At 70.1% G+C, this 19996-nt stretch carries 12 protein-coding genes; 11 read left to right on the plus strand and 1 reads right to left on the minus strand.

Going from position 1 to position 19996, the window contains the following annotated elements; all coding sequences use genetic code 11:
• Positions 1 to 20 precede the first annotated feature (20 nt).
• From QFZ53_RS05070 to QFZ53_RS05115, 10 genes are all read left to right on the plus strand, one after another.
• On the plus strand, positions 21 to 1064 hold the full coding sequence (locus QFZ53_RS05070) for an NAD(P)-dependent alcohol dehydrogenase (RefSeq protein ID WP_307294233.1): 1044 nt from the start codon (positions 21 to 23) through the stop codon (positions 1062 to 1064).
• Positions 1061 to 1630 carry a DNA-3-methyladenine glycosylase I gene (locus tag QFZ53_RS05075; RefSeq protein ID WP_307294236.1) on the plus strand — a complete coding sequence of 190 codons (570 nt, stop codon included), beginning with the start codon at positions 1061 to 1063 and terminating at the stop codon, positions 1628 to 1630. The genes QFZ53_RS05070 and QFZ53_RS05075 overlap by 4 nt, the downstream gene beginning before the upstream one ends.
• A gap of 103 nt (positions 1631 to 1733) precedes the next feature.
• On the plus strand, positions 1734 to 2861 hold the full coding sequence (locus QFZ53_RS05080) for a serine/threonine-protein kinase (RefSeq protein WP_307294239.1): 1128 nt from the start codon (positions 1734 to 1736) through the stop codon (positions 2859 to 2861).
• Positions 2861 to 8815, plus strand: coding sequence for an Ig-like domain-containing protein (locus QFZ53_RS05085; protein WP_307294242.1), 5955 nt, complete (start codon positions 2861 to 2863; stop codon positions 8813 to 8815). The genes QFZ53_RS05080 and QFZ53_RS05085 overlap by 1 nt, the downstream gene beginning before the upstream one ends.
• Positions 8812 to 9777 carry an AAA family ATPase gene (locus QFZ53_RS05090; RefSeq protein WP_307294244.1) on the plus strand — a complete coding sequence of 322 codons (966 nt, stop codon included), beginning with the start codon at positions 8812 to 8814 and terminating at the stop codon, positions 9775 to 9777. The genes QFZ53_RS05085 and QFZ53_RS05090 overlap by 4 nt, the downstream gene beginning before the upstream one ends.
• Positions 9774 to 11144, plus strand: coding sequence for a DUF58 domain-containing protein (locus QFZ53_RS05095; protein ID WP_292907619.1), 1371 nt, complete (start codon positions 9774 to 9776; stop codon positions 11142 to 11144). The genes QFZ53_RS05090 and QFZ53_RS05095 overlap by 4 nt, the downstream gene beginning before the upstream one ends.
• On the plus strand, positions 11141 to 13675 hold the full coding sequence (locus tag QFZ53_RS05100; RefSeq protein WP_307294248.1) for a transglutaminase domain-containing protein: 2535 nt from the start codon (positions 11141 to 11143) through the stop codon (positions 13673 to 13675). The genes QFZ53_RS05095 and QFZ53_RS05100 overlap by 4 nt, the downstream gene beginning before the upstream one ends.
• Positions 13672 to 15759 (plus strand): DUF5684 domain-containing protein, encoded by a 2088-nt coding sequence (locus QFZ53_RS05105; protein WP_307294251.1) that lies wholly within the window; start codon positions 13672 to 13674, stop codon positions 15757 to 15759. Before QFZ53_RS05100 ends, QFZ53_RS05105 begins: the two co-directional genes overlap by 4 nt.
• Positions 15756 to 16589 carry a PP2C family protein-serine/threonine phosphatase gene (locus QFZ53_RS05110; protein ID WP_292907625.1) on the plus strand — a complete coding sequence of 278 codons (834 nt, stop codon included), beginning with the start codon at positions 15756 to 15758 and terminating at the stop codon, positions 16587 to 16589. The genes QFZ53_RS05105 and QFZ53_RS05110 overlap by 4 nt, the downstream gene beginning before the upstream one ends.
• Entirely contained in the window at positions 16589 to 17410 is an 822-nt protein-coding gene (locus tag QFZ53_RS05115; protein WP_307294253.1) for a hypothetical protein, read from the plus strand. Before QFZ53_RS05110 ends, QFZ53_RS05115 begins: the two co-directional genes overlap by 1 nt.
• A 103-nt stretch (positions 17411 to 17513) precedes the next feature.
• On the opposite strand, the gene QFZ53_RS05120 is transcribed toward QFZ53_RS05115, so the two are convergent.
• The gene (locus QFZ53_RS05120; RefSeq protein ID WP_307294255.1) at positions 17514 to 18947 is read right to left on the minus strand and encodes an HNH endonuclease signature motif containing protein; all 1434 of its coding nucleotides are present in this window, start codon (positions 18945 to 18947) and stop codon (positions 17514 to 17516) included.
• 193 nt (positions 18948 to 19140) lie between these two features.
• Here QFZ53_RS05120 and QFZ53_RS05125 point away from each other — a divergent pair, with 193 nt between their 5' ends.
• On the plus strand, positions 19141 to 19896 hold the full coding sequence (locus QFZ53_RS05125) for a DUF4870 domain-containing protein (protein ID WP_307294256.1): 756 nt from the start codon (positions 19141 to 19143) through the stop codon (positions 19894 to 19896).
• The last annotated feature ends 100 nt before the right edge of the window (positions 19897 to 19996 follow it).

Raw genomic sequence — 19996 nt, forward strand, 5'->3', positions numbered from 1 at the left:
TCACACCGAAAGAGGACCCGATGACCCGCGTCACCGCCTACGCCGCACCCCGCGAAGCAGCCCCGCTCGAGAAGACCCTCATCGAACGCCGCGAGCTGGGCCCGAACGACATCCTGATCGACGTCGCCTTCGCAGGCATCTGCCACTCCGACATCCACACCGTGCGGGGCGACTGGGGCCCGCAGCGCTACCCGCTCGCTCCCGGACATGAGATCGCCGGCACGGTGGCCGCGATCGGCGATGCCGTCACAGCGCACGCCGTCGGAGACCGGGTCGGCGTCGGCTGCCTGGTGAACTCGTGCGGGGAGTGCCGCAGCTGCCTGCGCGGCCAGGAGCAGTTCTGCCTCGAGGGCGCCGTCTTCACCTACGGCAGCGTCGACCGCGACGGCACCGTGACGCAGGGCGGCTACTCGCAGCAGGTGGTCGTGACCGAGCGCTTCGCGGTGCGCATCCCCGATGCACTCCCGCTGGACAAGGCCGCGCCTCTGCTCTGCGCCGGCATCACCACGTACTCGCCGCTGCGCAACTGGAACGTCGGGCCCGGCACCCGCGTCGCGGTCGTCGGAATGGGCGGTCTGGGCCACATGGGCGTGCAGATCGCACACGCTCTCGGCGCCGAGGTCACCGTGCTCTCGCAGACGCTGAGCAAGAAGGACGACGGCATCCGTCTCGGCGCCGATCACTACTTCGCCACGAGCGACCCCGCCACGTTCAAGCAGCTGCGCGGATCGTTCGACGTCATCCTCAACACGGTGAGCGCCGTGGTCGACCTCCGCTCGTACCTCGGCCTGCTCGATGTGGGCGGCGCGATGGTCTGCGTCGGCGCCCCCGGCGAACCGCTCGAGGTCGGCGTGATGTCTTTGATCGGCGGCAACCGGATCCTCGCCGGTTCCAACATCGGCGGCATCGCGCAGACCCAGGAGATGCTCGACTTCTGCGCAGAGCACGGCATCGCCGCCGAGATCGAGGTGATCCCGGCATCCGAGATCAACGCCGCCTACGAGCGGGTCCTCGCCTCCGACGTGCGCTACCGGTTCGTGATCGACGCGGCGACCTTCGCATGACGTCGCTCCGTACCGGGCCCGACGCACGAGACAGATGCGCCTGGGTCGGCGACGACGCGGAGTACCGGCGCTACCACGATGAGGAGTGGGGAACCCCGTTGCACGGCAACAGGGCGCTGTTCGAGAAGATGGCGCTCGAGGGCTTCCAGGCGGGGCTCAGCTGGATCACGATCCTGCGCAAGCGCCCGCGGTTCCGAGAGGTGTTCGCGGGCTTCGACCCCGAGATCGTCGCGGAGTTCGGCGAGAGCGACGTCGAGCGCCTGATGGCGGATGCCGGCATCATCCGCAACCGCGCCAAGATCGGGGCCACGATCGGCAATGCGCGCATCGTGCGCGAGATGGCCGAGGGTGAGCTCGACGAGCTGATGTGGTCGTTCGCGCCGTCCGCATCCGGCATCCGCCCTCGCGGCATGGCCGACGTGCCGGCCGTCACGCCGGAGTCGACCGCGATGAGCAAGGAGTTGCGCCGACGGGGGTTCCGATTCGTCGGCGCGACCACGATGTACGCGCTCATGCAGTCGGCAGGCATGGTCGACGACCACATCGAGGGATGCTGGCGAGCCTGAGCGCCGAAAGGCGACCCCTGACCACAGATATAATCCCCGTTGGGGGAACTGCGCTATCGGGTCGATGCGCCTCTCGCCGTGAACGAACTCGAGGGGAATCGCAGTGGCCAAGCGCACCATGTCGGCACCACCGGTGCTCGCCGGGTACAGCTATGTGCGCCCGCTGGGCTCCGGCGGCTTCGCCGACGTCTTCCTGTACGAGCAGGACCTGCCTCGACGCGTAGCCGCGGTCAAGGTGCTGCTGGCGGATGCCGTCAACCCCGAGGTGCTGCGCAACTTCAACGTCGAGGCCGACATCTCGGCCCGGCTCAGCGCGCATCCGGCGATCGTGACGATCTACCAGGCCTCGATCTCGTCCGACGGTCGGCCGTACATCGCCATGGAGTACTGCCCCGACAACATGGGCACCCGGTACAAGAAGGGCCCGCTGCCCGTCGCCGAGGTGCTCGACGCAGGCGTGCGCATCGCGGGCGCCCTCGAGACCGTGCACCGCGCCGGACTCCTGCACCGCGACATCAAGCCGTCGAACGTCCTGATGAGCTCGCTGGGCTCGCCCGTGCTCGCGGACTTCGGCATCGCCGCCGCGGTCGTCGACGAAGGCGACCCCGAGATCATCGCCATGTCGGTTCCGTGGAGCGCACCTGAAGTGCTGCAGGAGCGGATCTCCGGCTCGGTGGCCAGCGAGGTGTGGAGCCTCGCCGCCACGTTGTACACGCTGTTCGCGGGTCGCACGCCCTTCGAGAGCGACGACCGCTCCGCGAACTCGCGCGCACAGCTCACCAAGCGCATCGTCAAAGCGCACTACACCCCGGTGCCGGTTCCCGGTTTCCCGCGCGCGATCGACGACGTGCTCTCGACGGCCATGCAGCGCGACCCGTCTCGCCGTTTCTCGTCCATGGCCGAGTTCGCCGAGCGGCTGCGCTGGGCGCAGTACGACCTGGGCACCGCCCCCACGGCCTTCGAAGCGGCCTCTGCCGAGTGGGCCGCCGCCGCGCCGGTCAACTTCTCCGATGCCGCACCCCGCGGCCCGGTCGTGACCACCGTCGACGAAGGCGGGCGCCGAGCGGTGCGCGCCGCCCGTCAAGACCGCGGGCCACGTGAACGCGACGAGCTGCCGGCGCCGTCCAGGCAGCGCTCGCCGCTCGCCGCGGGCCTCATCGGCGCCGGAGTCGGCATGGCGGTGCTCGCCGTCGTGGGGGTCGCCGTGCTCATGATGACGGGGGTGATCTGATGCCGATCGGCGATCGTGCAGCCACCGAGACGCGGCCCCGTTCACGCAGCCGCGTCATCGCGGCCGTCGCCGGACTCGCGTCGCTCGCGGCCGTCGTCACGTTCGCGGTCACCGCCCAGGGATACCAGGCGCAGGAGGTTCCGCGCCTGGAGTCGTCGGTATGGGTCATGCGCGACTCCGGTCAGTACGCACGCGTGAACACCGATCTCGCCGAGATCGACACGGTGCGCGACGTCGACTCCCCCGAGCACGTGTGGCAGAGCGGGGCGGATGCCGTGCTCTTCAGCCAGGGCTCCCGCCACCGCTGGGACCTCGATCCCGCCGATCCGCAGGACCTCCTCTCCGACTCTGGCGAGGAGGGCGCACCGCTCGCCTCGCAGCCCACTCCCGTCGGCACCCGTGAGATCGTCTCGGCCGGCTCCTACGTCGCTTATCGCACCGACACGGGCCAGGTCTCGGTGACGACTCTCGAGGCGAAGGCCGCCACCGCCCTCGTCGACCCGTTCGCCGAGGTCGAGGTGAAGAAGGGCGAAGAGAAGCCCACCTACACGGCCGACGCGATCGGGCTCTCGCCCGACGGCATCCTGGCGCTGTACTCGTCCGAGGAGTCGGCCGTCCGCCGCTTCGACGTCACCGAGCATCGTTTCATCGGCGACGGCGACAAGATCTCCTCCGCACCCAAGAGCACCGCAGGCCTCGCCATGACCGTGGTCGGCGATACCTGGGCCCTTCTGCAGCTCGACAAGAGCAGGCTCTGGCTCTCCGGCCGCGGCGATCCCGTCAGCGTCGACCTCGGCGAGGGCGCGCTGCTGCAGAGCGGCGCCTCGTCCGGCGACGAGATCCTGATCGCCGATGCCGACGGGCTCGTCTCCGTTCCGCTGTCGGGCGGCAAGGCGACGCGCATCGCCGAGGCGAACGGCGTTCCCGCAGCTCCCGTCGTGATGAACGGGCACGCCTTCGCCGCCTGGATCGACACCGGCTCGGGAACCCTGTGGGCCGACGGCGACACAGTCCCGCTGACGGTGCCGGACGCCGCACTCGAGTCCTCAGCCATTCGGCCGGTGCTGCAGACCAACGGCGACCGCACCGTGCTCGTCGAAGCGGGAACCGGCCTGATCTGGACCGCGCCCGAGGGTCGTCTCATCCCGCTCGAGCAGTGGGCCATCGAGGACGAGACCGAACAGCAGGAGGGCACGGTCGTCGTCGAGGACGTCGCCGAGGAGCTCCCGCCAGTGGCGGTCGACGACTCCTTCGGAGTGCGCAGCGGCCAGCAGGTGATCCTGCCCGTGCTGTTCAACGACCACGACCCGAACAAGAAGGACGTGCTCACGATCGACCCGGCGTCGGTCGGGGCGTTGGCGGATGCCGGCTTCGGCGACCTGTCGCTCGTCGGCAACGGGCAGTCGCTCGTCGTGAACGTGCGTGCGGCGTCAGGGCAGACGAGCTTCACCTACACGGTGACCGACGGAGCGGCGGTCTCCGAGCCGGCGACCGTGACCCTCACCGTGGTGAGCCCCGACGTGAACTCCGCCCCGGTGTGGTGCGGAGTCGAAGCGTGCCAGCAGGAGTGGCCAGCGCCTCAGCTGCTTCCCGGTGGCAGCACGATCGTCTCGGCGCTCGCGGGCTGGGTCGATCCCGAGGGCGACCCGTTCGTCCTCAGCGACGCCTACGAGACCGACTCCGCGGCACCCGTGATGGTCGTGCCGATGGCTGACGGGCGCGTGGCGATCCGCCACACCGATCCGAACGCCTCCGACGCCGCGATCGCGATCACGATCATCGTGCAGGACTCGCACGGCGCCACAGCCGAGAAGACCATCGAAGTGCGCGTCACCGGCAGCCCGACGATGGTGGCGGCTCCCGTCGCCCTCACCGTGCGCATCGATGAGCCCCAGTCGATCGACATCGCCGACCACCTCTCCGGCGGATCCGGCACGTACCGTCTGCTCGACGCCGTGCAGACCGCTGCGGCCGCCGAGGGACTCGAGGTGTCGCCGAACACCGCTGCGGGCACGGTCGACGTCACGGTCGCCGTACCGGGCCAGTACATCGTCACCTACACCGCGCAGGACGTCACGACGCAGGCCGAGAAGTCGGCGGTGATCCGCATCACGGCGGTGGACGGCTCGTCGGCTCTGGCCATGGCGCCGCTCACGGCGTTCGTGCGCGAGGGCGAGGACACCACGGTCGACGTGCTGCGAGCCGTGCAGAACACCAGCGGACGCGTGCTGATCATCTCGGAGGCGTCGAGCTCGACCTCGCGCCTCAACGTCGGCATCGTCGGCAACGAGAGCATCCGCGTGAGCGGCACGACCGAGAACGGCGAGTCGGGAGTGATCGGCACGGCCGGTGTCACGGTCGCCGACGGCGCAGGCGCCGCGGTGAAGGGCACAGTGACGGTCTTCCTCGCGCCGCCGTCATCCGTCACACGTCCGATCATCTTCCCCGATGCGATCACCGTGCGGGCCGGCTCCCTCGCGCGCATCGACGTCGCTGCGAACGACGTCGCCCCGCGCGGCGAGGCGCTCATCGTGCAACCCGAGGTCATCGGTTCGGGGCAGCCCGACGAGCTGGTCTTCGCCGACGGCAACAGCCTGCGCTATCTCGCCCCGAGCACGCCTGGCACCTATCGCCTCACCTACGCCGTCTCGCTCGAGCGCAATCCCTCGCTCTCCGACAACGGAACGGTCACCGTGACTGTCGTTCCGCCCGGGACCAACCGCGCACCCACGCCCACCGGTCTCACCGGTCGCGTGCTCAGCGGGCAGACCGTCACGCTCACGGTGCCGACGACCGGGATGGATGCAGACGGCGACAGCGTCGTGCTGTCGGACGTCGCCCAGCCGGGCAAGGGACAGGGAACCGCCACCGTCACCGCCGCCGGCGACGCGATCGTGTACCGCGCGCCCGCTGCGGGCGTCGAGGGCGGCCAGGTGGCGTTCAACTACACGGTTCGCGACCCCGGGGGCGAAGAGGGCACGGGGCAGGTGCGCATCGGCGTGCTCGACGGCAAGGTCGACGACGCGGCTCCCGTGACCTACAGCGACTACGTGCGGGTGCAGGCCGGTTCGTCGACGCCCGTCATCCTCGACCCGCGTGCCAACGACCTCGACCCGGCCCAGGGCGACCTCGAGCTGATCGAGCTCGTGCCGAACGCGCCGCAGGTCGAAGGCAACCCCGACTTCGAGCGGCTGAAGGCGCTCATCGACGACAGCACCTCGCTCGACGACGGCAGGGTCGTGCTGCGGGCGGGTGAGACCGAAGGCACGAACTCGTACATCTACACCGTGCGCTCGACCCGCACGCAGAGCACCTCGCAGGGCCTCGTCGTGGTCACGGTCACCGAAGACGCCGTGACCGACCAGCCCACCGTCGCCGACACCGTTCTCACCGCACGCACCAGGGGAGAGCTGGGCGACGGTGGTCTCGATGTCGTCACCGACCGGGTGCAGTGGACCTCGGGCGACACCGGGTCGCTCCGGCTCAGCCTGTGGGGCGAGCAGCCGGGCTTCACCGTGAACGGCAGTCGTATCGTCGGTGAAGCGCCCGCGGAGGGTGCTCTGATCCCGTTCCAGCTGACTGGCACGGCCGAAGGCGGTCGAGAGGTGGTCGCCTACGGCTTCCTCCGCATCCCGCCGTTCGACGATCTGCGCGTGCAGCTGAAGCCGGGGGTCACACCCGTCGTGGTCGACGAGGAGAAGTCCAAGGCGTTCGACGTGATCGACTACCTCGACCTCCCCTCGTCCGACCGGGTCGAGCTCGCGACCGGGGAGTTCACCGTGCAGCGCGCCGCCGCAGGCTGCACCGCGGAGGGAAAGCTGTCGGTCGAGTACTCGGCGGGCGCCGACGCGCCCTGGTCCGACACCTGTCTCGTGCAGGTGCGGCTGCAGGGCCAGCAGCGCTGGTCGTACGTCGAGGTGCCGATCGGCATCCGCCCCGCCGCCCCGCAGGTCGTGCTCACCTCGATCTCGCACACCGTGGCGCCGGGTGAGACCGAGACCGTCGACCTGTACTCGACCATGACCTCCTGGGAGGGCGGTCGCGAAGGCGACCCGAAATCCCTCGACTTCGGCGTCGTCTACACCGGCTCCTCCTTCACGGTCACGCAGAACGGCTCGTCGGTGTCGATCCTCGCGAACGCCGATGCGAAGCCGGGCACGCGTGAAGACGTGGATGTGACCCTGACCGCCTTCGGCGGAGCCTCTGCATCCCTGCGCGTCGTCGTCGGGATCGCACCGCCCGACGCTCCCCGCGGCGCGACGCTGACGCGTCAGTGCGTCGTGACGAGCGCGAACTGCTCGATCGAGGTCGTCGGCGTGGCCGGCGAGTACGACCCGTTCCAGGGCAAGCCGGGGGCCGGCCTCACTCTGGTCTCGCTGGGCGAGGGCTCGCGCTGCGACGTCGCGACCGCCTCCGCATCGGGAGAGCGCGCGATCTCGGTGAGCTGGCCCGGTGGCGGCAAGGCGCCCGGCGGTCAGTGCATCTTCCCGTTCGTCGTCGCGGATGCGCAGGATCGCACAGGCACCGGGTCGCTCACGCTCGATCTGCAGGGTTATCCGCAGGCGCCCGCCAGCGTGACGACGGTCGGCTACACGCGGACCACGGTCGTTCTGGAAGTGCCGCTCGGTGAAGCCGCGAACGCGCACCCCGCCGTCACCTCGGTGACGATCATGCAGGACGGCGCCCCTGCGAACGCCTCGTGCTCGGCGTCCGGCGCCGTGTACCAGTGCACCGTGAGCGGACTCGTCACCGGTGCACCGCACAGCTTCACCGCGGTCGCCGTGAACTCCGTGGGGGCCTCGGCGCCGACCTCGGCGCACACGAGCTGGGCATACGCGCCCCCCGAGGTGACGAACGTCACCGCGACTCCCGTCTATCGCCCCGGCGTCACCGACACCACGCGGGGCGTCGCGGCCCTGTCGATCACGTCGTCGAACGACGCGGCGTCGTTCCGCGTGCAGGAGACCGGCGAGATCATCCAGCGTCAGGGGCCGACGACCACGGCAGACATCGTGCTGAGCCCCGGCGGCCAGTCGGTCACGATCGTGCCGATCAGCCAGTTCCAGCCGCCCGCGGGCAACATCGGCAACGAGGGCGGCGCCTTCCCCGTCTCCGTGCAGGTCGCTGGCGCTCCCTACTTCGACCCGCGGTCGCCGAGCGCGCAACCCGTGTCGAACACGTCGGTCAACGTCTCGGGGATCGCCGCACAGAGCAACGGCAGCACGCAGCCGCTCACCGTGAAGTACGTCGCCTGGCGTTCGGGCAACGTGAGCTGTACGGTCGACGGCAACGGCGGTTTGATCGTCTCCGGAGGCATCGCCTCTGACTCCCCGTCGATCGGCAATCTCGAGCAGTACAAGCGCTACAACGTCAAAGCCTGCGTGTCGAACGGCTTCGGCGTCGGCGAGTCGAACACGACCACCGTGTTCACCTTCACTTCGGTCAGCGGCCCCGGCGGCAACACCACGTACTCCGTGGCGACCTCTCCGCAGCAGAACGGCAGCACGTACACCTACGGGCTGGCCTCGGCGCCACTCGCCGACGGTCGAGGCGGAATTCACGCCGTGGTACCTGCTGTACGGCACCTGGCGCACCGATTTCACCCTCTCGTCGGACTCGGCACCGGGGCAGATCAGCGTCAAGGCGTGCAACAACTCCGAACCCGACAAATGCTCGGGGACGGCGCCGATCACGGCGGCCACCGCCCCCACCACCGTGAAGGTGACATTCGACGCCTGCCTGCCGCTGGTGGACCAGCAGAGCGCGGTGAACGTCTCGGCGGCCGCGAGCGGCTCGTACAGCTTCTCAAGGACCGCCGTTCCCGACACGATCGGCGTCTACGACGTGAAGATCGACTTCACCGGCGCCTACAACACCCTGTCGACCATCACACATCGGATGAACCTGTGCTGAGCGCGCAGCATCCGATCCGAAAGGAAGCCCGGATCTCATGACCATCGCGAAAGAGCAGGCGGCCTGGTTCGCCGAGACGTTCTCGATCCTCGCCGGCAACGTCGAGCAGGCCATCCTCGGCAAGCGCCACGTCGTCGAGCTGGTGCTCGCCGCGGCCGTGACCGGCGGCCACGTGCTGCTCGAGGACTTCCCCGGCACCGGCAAGACCGCGCTCGCGCGGTCGATCGGGCAGACGATCGACGGCGTCAGCTCGCGCATCCAGTTCACGCCCGACCTGCTTCCCGGAGACGTCACCGGCATCACGGTGTACGACCAGAAGCAGGGCACCTTCGAGTTCCACGCGGGGCCGATCTTCGCCAACATCGTGCTCGCCGACGAGATCAACCGCGCATCGCCGAAGACGCAGTCGGCGCTGCTTGAGGTCATGGAAGAGGGCACGGTCACGGTCGACGGCGTCTCGCGCCCCGTCGGATCGCCGTTCCTCGTGATGGCCACCCAGAACCCGATCGAGCAGGGCGGCACCTACCGCCTGCCAGAGGCGCAGCTCGACCGCTTCATGATCAAGACCTCGATCGGCTACCCCGACGACGCCGCGACCATGCGCATCCTGCAGGGGGCGGCGACCGTGAAGCCGCCGCTCAAGGGCATCGCCGGCACCGACACGATCCTCACGATGGCCGAGATGGCCCGTGAGGTGTACGTGAACCCGCTGATCTCCGACTACATCATGCGCATCGTCGACGCCACCCGTCGCGCCTCCGAGGTGCGCCTGGGCGTGAGCGTGCGCGGAGCCTTGGCGCTCTCGCGTCTCGTGATGACCTGGGCCGCGAAATCGGGTCGCACCTTCGTGACGCCCGACGACGTGCGCGACCTCGCGGTCACAGCCCTCGCGCACCGCCTCGTCCTCGAGCCGGAGGCCGAGTTCGACGGCGTCACGGCCGTGGCCGTCGTGGGGCAGATCCTGCTCGACGTCGAACCGCCCCGTGAGAACGGGACTGCGTGAGCTACAGCACCGAATCGCGTATCACGCGCACCGCCGCCGGGACGAGCACCTCGACCCGGACGTCGACGGTGACGCGATACGACCGCACGCGCCGCGGACCGGTCCGCGGCGCGGTGTTCGGCACGCGCAGGATGCTGCGCCGCACCGGACGGATGCTTCGTCGCGTGTACGCCTGGATCGGCGAGACCGTCACCGCCGCAGGCGTCCTGGTCTCTGCGGCCCTGGTGCTGGGCCTGGTCTGTGGTCTGCTGTTCGGCTGGGTCGAGGCGTGGGCGGTGGCGGCGATCGCCTTCGTGCTGCTCGTGGTCTGCATCCCGTTCATCCTCGGTGAGCACGACTACCGCATCGAACTCGCACTCGGCCGCGACCGCGTGGTCGCCGGCACCGACATCGGGGCGGTGCTCGACGTACGCAACAACGGCTCGCGCCTCGCGCTGCCGGGCGTCGTCGACGTGCCGGTGGGCGAGGGGCTGGTCGAGGCGCACGTCCCGCTGCTGCGACCCGAAGGGCACCACCGCGAGGAGCTCACGATCGCGGCGCATCGCCGCGGCATCATCGACGTGGGCCCCATGACCATCACGCGCGGCGACCCCATCGGCATCCTCCGCCGCGAGTTGAGCTGGCCCGAGGTGCAGCGCATCCACGTGCATCCGGTGACTGTTCGCATCCCCAGCACGAGTGCGGGGCTCATCCGCGATCTCGAAGGAACCCCGAGCTCGGTGCTCGTCGACGCCGACCTCTCGTTCCACGCCGTGCGGGAGTACGTGGTGGGTGACTCGCAGCGCCACGTGCACTGGAAGTCGACCGCCAAGACCGGCAAGCTCATGGTGCGGCAGTACGAGGAGTCGCGCCATGCGCGGATCGCGATCATCCTCGATCTCGCCGCGTCGTCGTACGACAGTGATGACGAGTTCGAGACGACCGTGAGCGCCGCGGCGTCTCTCGCCCTGCAGGGCGTCACCGAGGGTCGCGACGTGTTGTTCGTCGTGAGCAACGAGATCCCCGAGCACGCACGAGCCGAGGTGCTGTCGATCAGCACGCTGCCGACCGTGACCCCGAAGGCGCTCTTGGATGCGACGAGCGGCGTCGACGCCGCCGACAACGTGATGCGCCTCGAATCCGTGACGAAGCTCACAGTCCAGTCCTACCCCGACCTGTCGATCGCGTTCCTGATGACGGGTTCGCTCATGCCTCTGGATCGCCTGAGGATGGCGGCGATCTCGCTGCCGGCCGCCGTGGAGGCGGTCGCCGTGCGCTCCGAGCTCGGCCAGGAGCCGACCCTGCGCAGCGCGCGGGAGCTCGTGGTGATGACGCTCGGCGCTCTCGGAGACCTGCCGCAGATGCTCGCTCGCGGAGTCCTGAAATGAGCGGCACGGCGGCTCGACGCGAGCAGGATTCCCTGTTCAGCGTGCTGAACCTGTGGGGCCTCGGCTACGTCTTCGCCGGCGTCGTGCTCGCGACGCTCGCGGCCTGGCCCGTGTACGACGCGCCGCGCGCGATCGTCGTCGGCATCGTGGGAGGGCTCGTCGGCATCGCCGCGGCCGTCGTCGCCCGGGTGCTGCGCTGGGGCACGCTGCTCGCCGCGCTGCTCGCCGCGGTCGCCTATGTCGTCGTCGCCGTGCCGCTCGCCATCCCCTCCGCGCTGTCGTCGCCGGGCGCGTTCTTCGGCGGGCTGCGCGACGCCGTACTGGGCATCGTGCTGGGCTGGAAGCAGATCCTGACGCTGAATCCGCCGCTGGGCGAGTATCAGGCGGTGCTCATCCCGTTCCTCGTCGTCGTGCTGTTCGGCGCCTTCATCGCGAGCCTTCTCGTGCTCGGCCGCAGTAGCCGGCGCTCCACGTTCGCCGTGATCGTGGTGTCGGCCATGAGCGTGTTCGGCATCGCGTTCGGCGCCACCGGCACCAGCGCCCCTGTCGTGCTGCTCGGGTTCACGCTTCCGTCTCCGCGCGAGTGGGTCATCGGCGTCGCGGTCTTCGTCATCGCCCTGGTCTTCCTGGTCGGGGCGTCCCGCCTCCGGCGCGCGCGGGCGCTGCGCGCCGTCGCCGCGCACAACATCACGCGGCGGGCGGCTCCGGTATGGCTCAGCATCCGCCGCCATCTGCTGTCGGGTGCGCTCATCGTCGTCGCGCTGGTGGCCGGTCTCGCGATCGCCCCTGCGGCAGCGGGCTGGCACGATCGCTCGGTGCTGCGCGACGAGGTCGAGCCGATGATCGTGGTGCAGCAGCAGTCGAGTCCTCTCAGCGAGTACCGGTCGTGGTTCACGGCCGAGCGCGCCGACGAGACGGTCGTGAAGATCGACGGCGACCCCGGTGCCATCGAGCGCATCAGGATCGCGACCCTCGACGCCTACGACGGCCAGGACTTCCACATCGCCGCAGACGACCGATTCACCCGACTGCCGCGTGCCGCGGCCCCCGGCGATGGCCGGGTGCAGCTCGGCATCACGGTGGGCGACGCGTACAGCGGGATCTGGGTGCCGACCCCATCGGGGCTCGCGCAGGCGCCCACGTTCTCGGGTTCGCGTGCCGACGAACTGGCCGACGGCTTCCACGTGGATGCCGACGGAGACACCGCGATCACGATCGCCGAGACCTCAGGCACGGGAGCAGGTCTCGTGCCGGGCGACCGCTACAGCGTGCTCGTCGACGCCCCGGGTAAGCCCGCTTCGCTGACCGACGTGCAGGGAGGGGAGTCGCTGCTCGACGCCGATGATCATCCCGCCCTCGCGGAGTGGGCGGACATGCAGGAGCTTCCGCGCACCGGAGCCGGTTTCCTGGAGCTGATCGAGAGGCTGCGGGCCCGCGGCTATCTCTCGCACGCACTGCTCGACGACGAGGCGGCGGCGACGTGGATCGCCGCACTGAAGGCGTCGGAGGGCTACTCGTTCGCCCCCAGCTACGCCGGACACTCCACGGCGCGGATCGAGGAGCTCTTCACATCGTTGGTCGAACAGCAGCGCAGGGCCGGCGCCGATGCGACGCCCGAGATGCTCGTGGCGGCCGTCGGCGACGACGAGCAGTTCGCCACCGCGGCCGCCCTGCTCGCGCAGCTGTGGGGTCTCGAATCGCGCGTCGTCCTCGGCGCACGCCTCCCCGCGGCTGACGAGGTGCCGGGTGTGCCCGCCTGCGACACCGAGTGCACAGGGGCGAACATGACCGCCTGGGTCGAGGTACGCGCGTCAGGCGGAGAATGGGCCGCGGTCGACGTCACGCCGCAGTACTCGCAGCTTCCGAGTCTGATCACGGAGGGCGAGCAGCTGCCCGAGCACCCGACGGTGCCCGAGCAGCCGCATTCGGAGGCTCTCGACCCGCCGCAGGCGCAGAGCGACTCGCATGACGGAGAGGTGCCGCCCGAGCCGGTCGCCTCCGACGCGCTCGCGGTCGTGCTGTTCATCGCGCGCATCGTCGGCCTCAGCCTGCTCGCGCTCGCTCTGCTGCTGCTTCCGCTGATCGTGGTGCTCGTGGTCAAGGCTCTGCGCAGCAAAGCTCGTCGCACCGCGGCGGACCCGGAAGTGCGTCTGGTGGGAGCGTGGGAAGAGCTCACCGACGTGTATCTCGACCACGAGATCCCGATCTCGACCGAGGGCACCAGGGTGCAGAGCGCCCGCACCGTCGAGCGTCCCGCCGCAGAGCGTCTCGCACGAGCCGTCGACCAGGCCGTCTTCGCCGCGCATCCGCCCGGTGAGGACGACGCCGATCACGCCTGGAGCGTCGTCGACGAGGAACGCGAGGCGCTGCGCGCCGAGCAGAGCCGATGGGCCGCTCTGCGGTCACGGCTGCGCCTGAGGTCGTTCGTAGCCAGGATCGCGCCGACACGGAGGATCGCGTTCGGGAGCCGCCACCTGGCACTCGGTACGCTCGCATTGGCCGGTCCCCGCCGGCAGGAGGAGGACGCATGATCGCGGTCGCAGACCCCAGGTTCCTGGCAGAGGTCACTGCCCCCGACCTCGTCGCGGCATCGGCCGTCGTCACGGGCGTGACCGCACTCATCGGGCTCGGCGTGTACGTCTGGTACGCGTTCGCCCTGTCGAAGCTCTTCCCGAAGCTCGAGCAGGACGCCTGGAAGGGTTGGGTTCCCGTTCTCAACGAGGCGACGATCCTGCAGATCGGCGGTCGGCCCGCCTGGAACGTCGTGTTCTACTTCATTCCGATCGTTCAGCTGTACGGTCTGTACCTCAAGGTTCTCGCGACCCACGACATCAACAAGCGGTTCGGCCGCGGTGCGGGATTCACCGTGCTCGCGGTGCTGCTGCCGCCGGTGTGGGCGACGCTGCTCGCGTGGGGCGCCCCGCCGTATCCCGAGGGCGACCGGCTCGCGGGCCTGCACGGTCCTCGTCGGGTGGGAACGGATGCTGCGCGCGCCGCCGGCGCGCCCTCAGGCCAGGGCTTCCTCGCCGCGCCGATCCCGCATGCGGGCGCCGCTCCTGGTCCCGCATCCTTCGCACCCGCTCCGGGCTCTTTCGCACCGGCGCAGCCCGCGGCGCCGGGCGCATTCGCCCCGCAGGGCTTCGTTCCGCAGCCACCGGCACCGGGATCCGGTCCGGCGGCCTACGTCGATCCGAGGTATTCGGATGCCGCTGCGCCTGATGTGACCATCCCGGCGCTGAACCGCACGAGCGCCTCGACGGTCGATGCGGCCACCGGGCTTCCGTCTCCCGCCTTCGAGCAGCCGGCTCCCCCGCAGCCGGCGCCTCTGCCCATTTCACAGGGCCTGATCGACTCCGTGCCCGGCGTCGCCCCCCACGTGCCGTCCGCAACGGTCGAAGCCGAGCCGCAGAAGCCCGTCGTGCCGGTGGAGCCTGCTGCTCCGGCGGCGCCGGTGGAGCCTGTGCAGCCCGTCGAGCCCAGCGTGCAGTATCAGCCGGTGGAACCGTCTCAGCCGGCCCCGCCTCCTGCGCCGGTTCAGCCCGCCGAGCCGACGCCGCCCGTCTCGCCCGTGCAGCCGGTCGCTCCGCATGATCCGTACTTCCCGGTTCCTGCTGAGCCTGCTCCTGCTGAGCCTGCTCCTGCTGAGCCGACCTGGCCGGCCTCGCCCGCGGCTCCGGCCCACCCGGCTCCCGCCGATCCGGCTCCGGCCCAGCCCGCCTGGCCTGCCCCGTTCGAGACTCCGGCGCCGCCCGCAGAGTCCGTCGCACCCGCTCAGCCGGTCGCGTCCGCCCAGCCGATCGCGCCGGCACAGCCGGTCGCACCCGCTGAGCCGGCTGGCGTCGCTCAGCCTGCCGATCCCGGCGCGACGCCGCCTCCCCCCGCGGCGCCGCAACAGGAGCCGCTGGTATCCGCACCCATTCCGCCCGAATCACCGGCGGCCCCCGACGCGTCAGCTCCCTCGGCCGCTCTCGGGCCGGTCCCCTCCGCAGCCGAGGCGCCTGCTCCGCCCGCATACGACGGCGGCGCCGCCAGCGACGAGCCGCCGGTGGCGCCGGAGCCCGCCGCTGAGGGCGCTCCCGAAGCCCCGGCATCCGATCCCTTCGCCGAGCCGCAGCGTCTTCGCGGCTCGGGCCTGGGAACCCGCGCCGACCGTGCGGCGTCGATCAAGCCCGTCCCGGTGGTGCTGCCGGTTCCCGAGCCCCAGGTTCCCGTCGCCGCGGCGGCGCCCGAACCCGCGACCGCTGATGACGACATCGAGGCGACGGTCGTCGTGCATCGCAGCCGCGGTCCTCGTCGGGTGCTCGTTCTCGACGACGGGCGCACCTTCGCCCTCTCGGCGACGAGCATCGTGATCGGCCGCAACCCCGAGGGCGATCCGGGCGAGCAGCGTCTGTCGATCCCCGACAAGACGCGCACTCTGTCGAAGACTCACGCGCGTCTCGTCGTGCAGGGCGAAGAGTGGCGTCTCACCGACCTGCACTCGACCAACGGCGTCGTGGTCGTCGCCGATGACGGCGCCGAGACCCTGCTCGACGCCGGTGAGAGCGTGACCGGAGCCGGGCGGTTCGTGCTCGGTGAAGTCGGCATGCACGTCGCGGTGGAGTCCGGTTCGTGACACTCGCATCCGTCGTCCTCAACGTCGCAGCGCTCAGCGATCTCGGCTTGAAGCGCGCCGTCAACGAGGACTCGGTGTTCGCAGAGTCGCCCGTCTTCCTCGTCGCCGATGGCATGGGCGGGCACGCGGCAGGAGACAAGGCCAGCCAGGCCGTGGTCGCCGCATTCGCGCCGCTGGCAGGCACGCGGGTGTCGACGGCCGAGATCGGCGCCGCACTCGCCCGCGCGAACGAGGCGGTGTCGACGATCTCGGCCCAGCATTCGCGCGGCGCCGGAAGCACGGTCGCGGCCGTCGCCCTCGTCGAGTACGAGGAGGTGCCGCACTGGCTGGTGTTCAACGTCGGCGATTCGCGTGTCTATCGTCATCACGGCAACGAGCTCGAGCAGCTCACGATCGACCATTCGCTGGGTCAGGAGCTCGTCGACGCGGGCGAGCTGCGTGCTGAGGATCTCGCGACCTTTCCGCAGCGCAATGTCATCACACGGGCGATCGGCGCCGACGACAACATGGCCGACAGCTGGCTGGTGCCGGTCGTGAACGGCGAGCGGCTGCTGATCTGCTCCGACGGGCTGAGCGGCGAGGTCAGCGACGAGGGCATCAGGGCGACTCTGACCATGTGCGGACGTCCCGAGACCGCGGCTGCCGCTCTCGTGCGCCGGGCCAAGCAGGCGGGTGGGCGCGACAACATCTCGGTCGTCGTGGTCGACGTCGTCTCGGGCGGAATAGCGGGCGGTCTGCAGGACTCCACCGACAGCCGCCAGTCCTCCTCGGCGGTGCACACGTCGACCATGCTCGAAGGCACCACGGTCCCCGTGAGGAGGCGCGGCTGATGGACTCCGACGACGACATCCCCGAGGCGACGGTGAGACTCACCCGCCGGGTGCGTCGGCGCAGCCAGGCGGGCGAGGGGCCGATCCCAGCGGATGCCGGCACCGAGGCCGTCGCAGGGGACGGCGCCGACGAGGATTCGCCGATGGTCGAGGACCGCACCGTCGTGATGGGTCGACGCCGGCGTGCCGTGGATGCGGAGTCCGATGACGACGTCGACGAGGATTCGCCGATGGTCGAGGACCGCACGGTGGTGATGGGTCGACGCCGGCGTGCCGTGGATTCCGAGTCCGATGACGACGTCGACGAGGATTCGCCCCTGGTCGAGGATCACACCGTCGTGATGGGTCGTCGGCGTCGCGGCGGCGCAGACGATTCCGAGTCCGACGACGACCTCGATGAACACACGCACATGATCGACGATCGCACCGTCGCGGTGGAGCGGCGGCGTCGACCAGATCTGACGGCTGACGAGGTTTCCGTCGAGGACCGCACGGTCGCGGTCGAGAGGCGCCGACGGACGGATGCTCCACCGGAGCGCGCAAAGGACGACGAAGAGCTCTACGACACCGTGAGCCGTCCTCCGGCTGCCGAAGTGGAGAAGCCCCCGGCCATCTACAAGCCTCGTGCAGCGCCGCGCACACCGCACCGTCCTCCTGCGTCTCCTGGAGACATCGCTCCGACCCGCGTGATCGACGCCGACAGGGTCTCGGTGGCGAAGGCCGCACGCCGGCGCAGCCTGTATGCCGTCGCTGCCGTGTCGGGGGCCTGCGTCGTGTCGGCCGTCGGCCTGGTGCTCCTCGGATTCAGCGTCCTCCTCTGATCGCGCTTCCCCCGAATCGTGCTTCCTCTGAATCGCGCTCGGCGCGCCGAGGGAGGGTGCCCCCCGCGCCATAGCGTGAACGCTGAACCCGGTGCGTGATCGGTCAGACGAACATCACTCGCCGGGGCGGCGGGTCGACGTACGCGCGACCGAGAGGGCTGGTCCACTGCACTTCTCCGCCGGGGAGCTGCCGCGCTGTCCATCGGTGCCGCTCATCGAGGTCGGGGTGTTTCAGAGTGTGATGGCCGACGCAGAACGCCGAGAGGTTGTCGAGCCGGGTTCTGCCGCCGAGAGCATGGTCGTGATTGTGGTCGATCTGGCAGCGGTGCACCGGCATCCGGCATCCGGGGAATCGGCAATGCGGGTCGCGGGCACGCAGGAACCGTTTCATCGCGGCGGTCGGTGTGTACGCGTCGGTCTCGACGAGCATCCCGGTCGGGGAGAGGAACAGTCGCGACCAGGTGTCGGCGTGCCCGGCGAAGTCGCGGGCGGCGTCGGGCTGCAGGGGCCCGTGCCCGTCGAGCTCCGCGGGGCGGTCGTCGTGGTCGGCGAGGGTCGTCGCAGACAGGGTGACCTGCACCCGCCCGCGAATGTTCTCGATCGCCGTGCCGGTCACGGTGGTCGGGGCGGCGCCGAGGAGGAGGTCGGTGGCGAGATCGGCGCGCACCGCGTCGATTCCGCGGTCATCGATCCGAGGATGCTCCCAGTCGGGTGACGCGTCGTCGGTGAGGGGGTCAACGAGCGGGTCGGTGGTGAACGTGTCGGACTCGCCGAAGATGGCCATGTCGTCCCAGCCAGGGTCGGCGGCGTCGAGGTTCTCTGGGCGCACAGGGTCGTCACCGCGGTCGAGGACGTCGAGGTCGAGCACCGGGTCGGAGTCGTCAAGGGTGCTCATCAGATGCTGAGCGACCTGAGTCAGTCGGTCGAGGATCGCGACTGCGAGGTGCTCGGGCAGCACGAGCTGCAGCAGCGCGAGACCGTCGCCCACGCTCGTCATCGTCACGGTCCGCTCGCTCTGCGCGCGCCGATGCCGCTCGGTGACGCCGACGCCGGCAAGGGCGGCTGCGATCTGACGCACCTGTGCCTTCGTTCGCGCCGGGGTCGCGGTTTCGGCGACGAGGAGAGCGGCCGCCTCGTACATGTGATGCAGGCCCGCATCCGCTCGCCCGTCGTCGATCGCGTCGCGCACAGCGAACCCGGCCGAGATGATCTCGTGCACGTGCGCCGCCGTCACCTGTCCGCGCGTGAAGGATGCCACGACCTCGGGGTAGTCCCGCTGAAGGAAGAACGCGTCGACGAACGCCCGCTCGACTGTGCCCTGCGCGATGCGGCCGGAGGCGGAGTACTCCGCGATCATCGACCGGTGCATCGCGTCACGGTGGAACCCGTCACCCTGCACGTCCGCGTCGTACACCCGCAACCGGGCGGCAAGAAGATCGGACGCCCGCGCCTCCAAGACCGCGATCTGGCGGCGCGCCTCGAGCCAGTCGTCGAGCAGCGTCTGCCGCAACGCGAACTCGTCATCCAGGGAGGTCATGCCTCAAGTTTAGAACATAAGTACGAATAAAGGAAGGGGGCAGTCGCCTGTGTCCCCTCATCCATCAGCAGTTCGGACCGGAGCTCGAGCGCCTCTGCGGCTGCCTTCCCACGCGACGGAATCGCGCGCCCTCGATCGTGCGAGGATGGGAGCGTCGGGACTCAGGGGGAGCCCGACTGGCCGGGGGAGAGTCATGTCCGACGCGCAGTATCCGCAGCAGCCGAGATCGGCATCCGCCTACGAGCCGACGGCTCCTCCCGCGGTGCCACCGGGGCAGAGCCTGCCGCTCGCTCCTCTGAACCCCGGCCACTCCGCCGGCCCCGCACCTCTGCATCCGGCACCCGCACCGGGCTACCCGACGGCGCAGGGCGGCTACCCCGCGCCGAGCTACCCCAACGCGCAGGGCGGCTACCCGGCGCCGGGTTACCCGAGCGCACAGGGCGGATACCCCGCCCAGGGCTACCCGACGCCGCAGGGCTACCCGATGGCGCAAGGCGGATACCCGATCTCGCCCGGCTATCCCGCATACGGCTACGTCGTGCCCAGCGGTCGAAAGTTCTGGGGCCTGCAGTTCCTCGTCTTCGTGCCCTACGTCGGCGCCCTCGTGACGGTGATCGTCTCGCTCGTGCAACGCTCGAGCGCGCGTCGATCACCCCTCCCGATCGTCCGCGAGAACGCGCGCTGGGCGGCGAACTGGGCCCTCAGCTTCCTGCTGTACGTGATCGTCTCGTATGCGCTGATCGTGATCGTCGGCATCGCGACGTCGATCTCTTCATATGAGGAGTCGTACGGCGCCTATCGGAGTGCGCCGTCGGGCTGGATCGGCATCCCGGTGCTCCTTCTGCTCGGCATCGGGGTCTACTGCCTGGTCACCATGATCCGCGGGTGCGTGGTCTCCGACCGTGCTGTGCACCGCCCGGTGCTCGCGCTCCCGTTCCTCCGCGACTGAGGGCGGGATGGGCAGGTCTGCCCATCGTCGGTTCAGTCCGCGACAACTAGACTCGCCGGGTGCGTCGTCGGCTCGGAGCCGGCGCGGCGAGCAACAACCC

It is taken from the genome of Microbacterium natoriense (assembly GCF_030816295.1).
GTDB classification, from domain to species: Bacteria; Actinomycetota; Actinomycetes; order Actinomycetales; family Microbacteriaceae; genus Microbacterium; species Microbacterium natoriense_A.

What these genes read in the sequence shown, in the direction of transcription:
- QFZ53_RS05070 (WP_307294233.1), top strand. Translation starts at nt 21, where the DNA reads ATGACCCGCGTCACCGCCTACGCCGCACCCCGCGAAGCAGCCCCGCTC.
- QFZ53_RS05075 (WP_307294236.1), top strand. Translation starts at nt 1,061, where the DNA reads ATGACGTCGCTCCGTACCGGGCCCGACGCACGAGACAGATGCGCCTGG.
- QFZ53_RS05085 (WP_307294242.1), top strand. Translation starts at nt 2,861, where the DNA reads ATGCCGATCGGCGATCGTGCAGCCACCGAGACGCGGCCCCGTTCACGC.
- QFZ53_RS05090 (WP_307294244.1), top strand. Translation starts at nt 8,812, where the DNA reads ATGACCATCGCGAAAGAGCAGGCGGCCTGGTTCGCCGAGACGTTCTCG.
- QFZ53_RS05100 (WP_307294248.1), top strand. Translation starts at nt 11,141, where the DNA reads ATGAGCGGCACGGCGGCTCGACGCGAGCAGGATTCCCTGTTCAGCGTG.
- QFZ53_RS05105 (WP_307294251.1), top strand. Translation starts at nt 13,672, where the DNA reads ATGATCGCGGTCGCAGACCCCAGGTTCCTGGCAGAGGTCACTGCCCCC.
- QFZ53_RS05115 (WP_307294253.1), top strand. Translation starts at nt 16,589, where the DNA reads ATGGACTCCGACGACGACATCCCCGAGGCGACGGTGAGACTCACCCGC.
- QFZ53_RS05120 (WP_307294255.1), bottom strand. Translation starts at nt 18,947, where the DNA reads ATGACCTCCCTGGATGACGAGTTCGCGTTGCGGCAGACGCTGCTCGAC.
- QFZ53_RS05125 (WP_307294256.1), top strand. Translation starts at nt 19,141, where the DNA reads ATGTCCGACGCGCAGTATCCGCAGCAGCCGAGATCGGCATCCGCCTAC.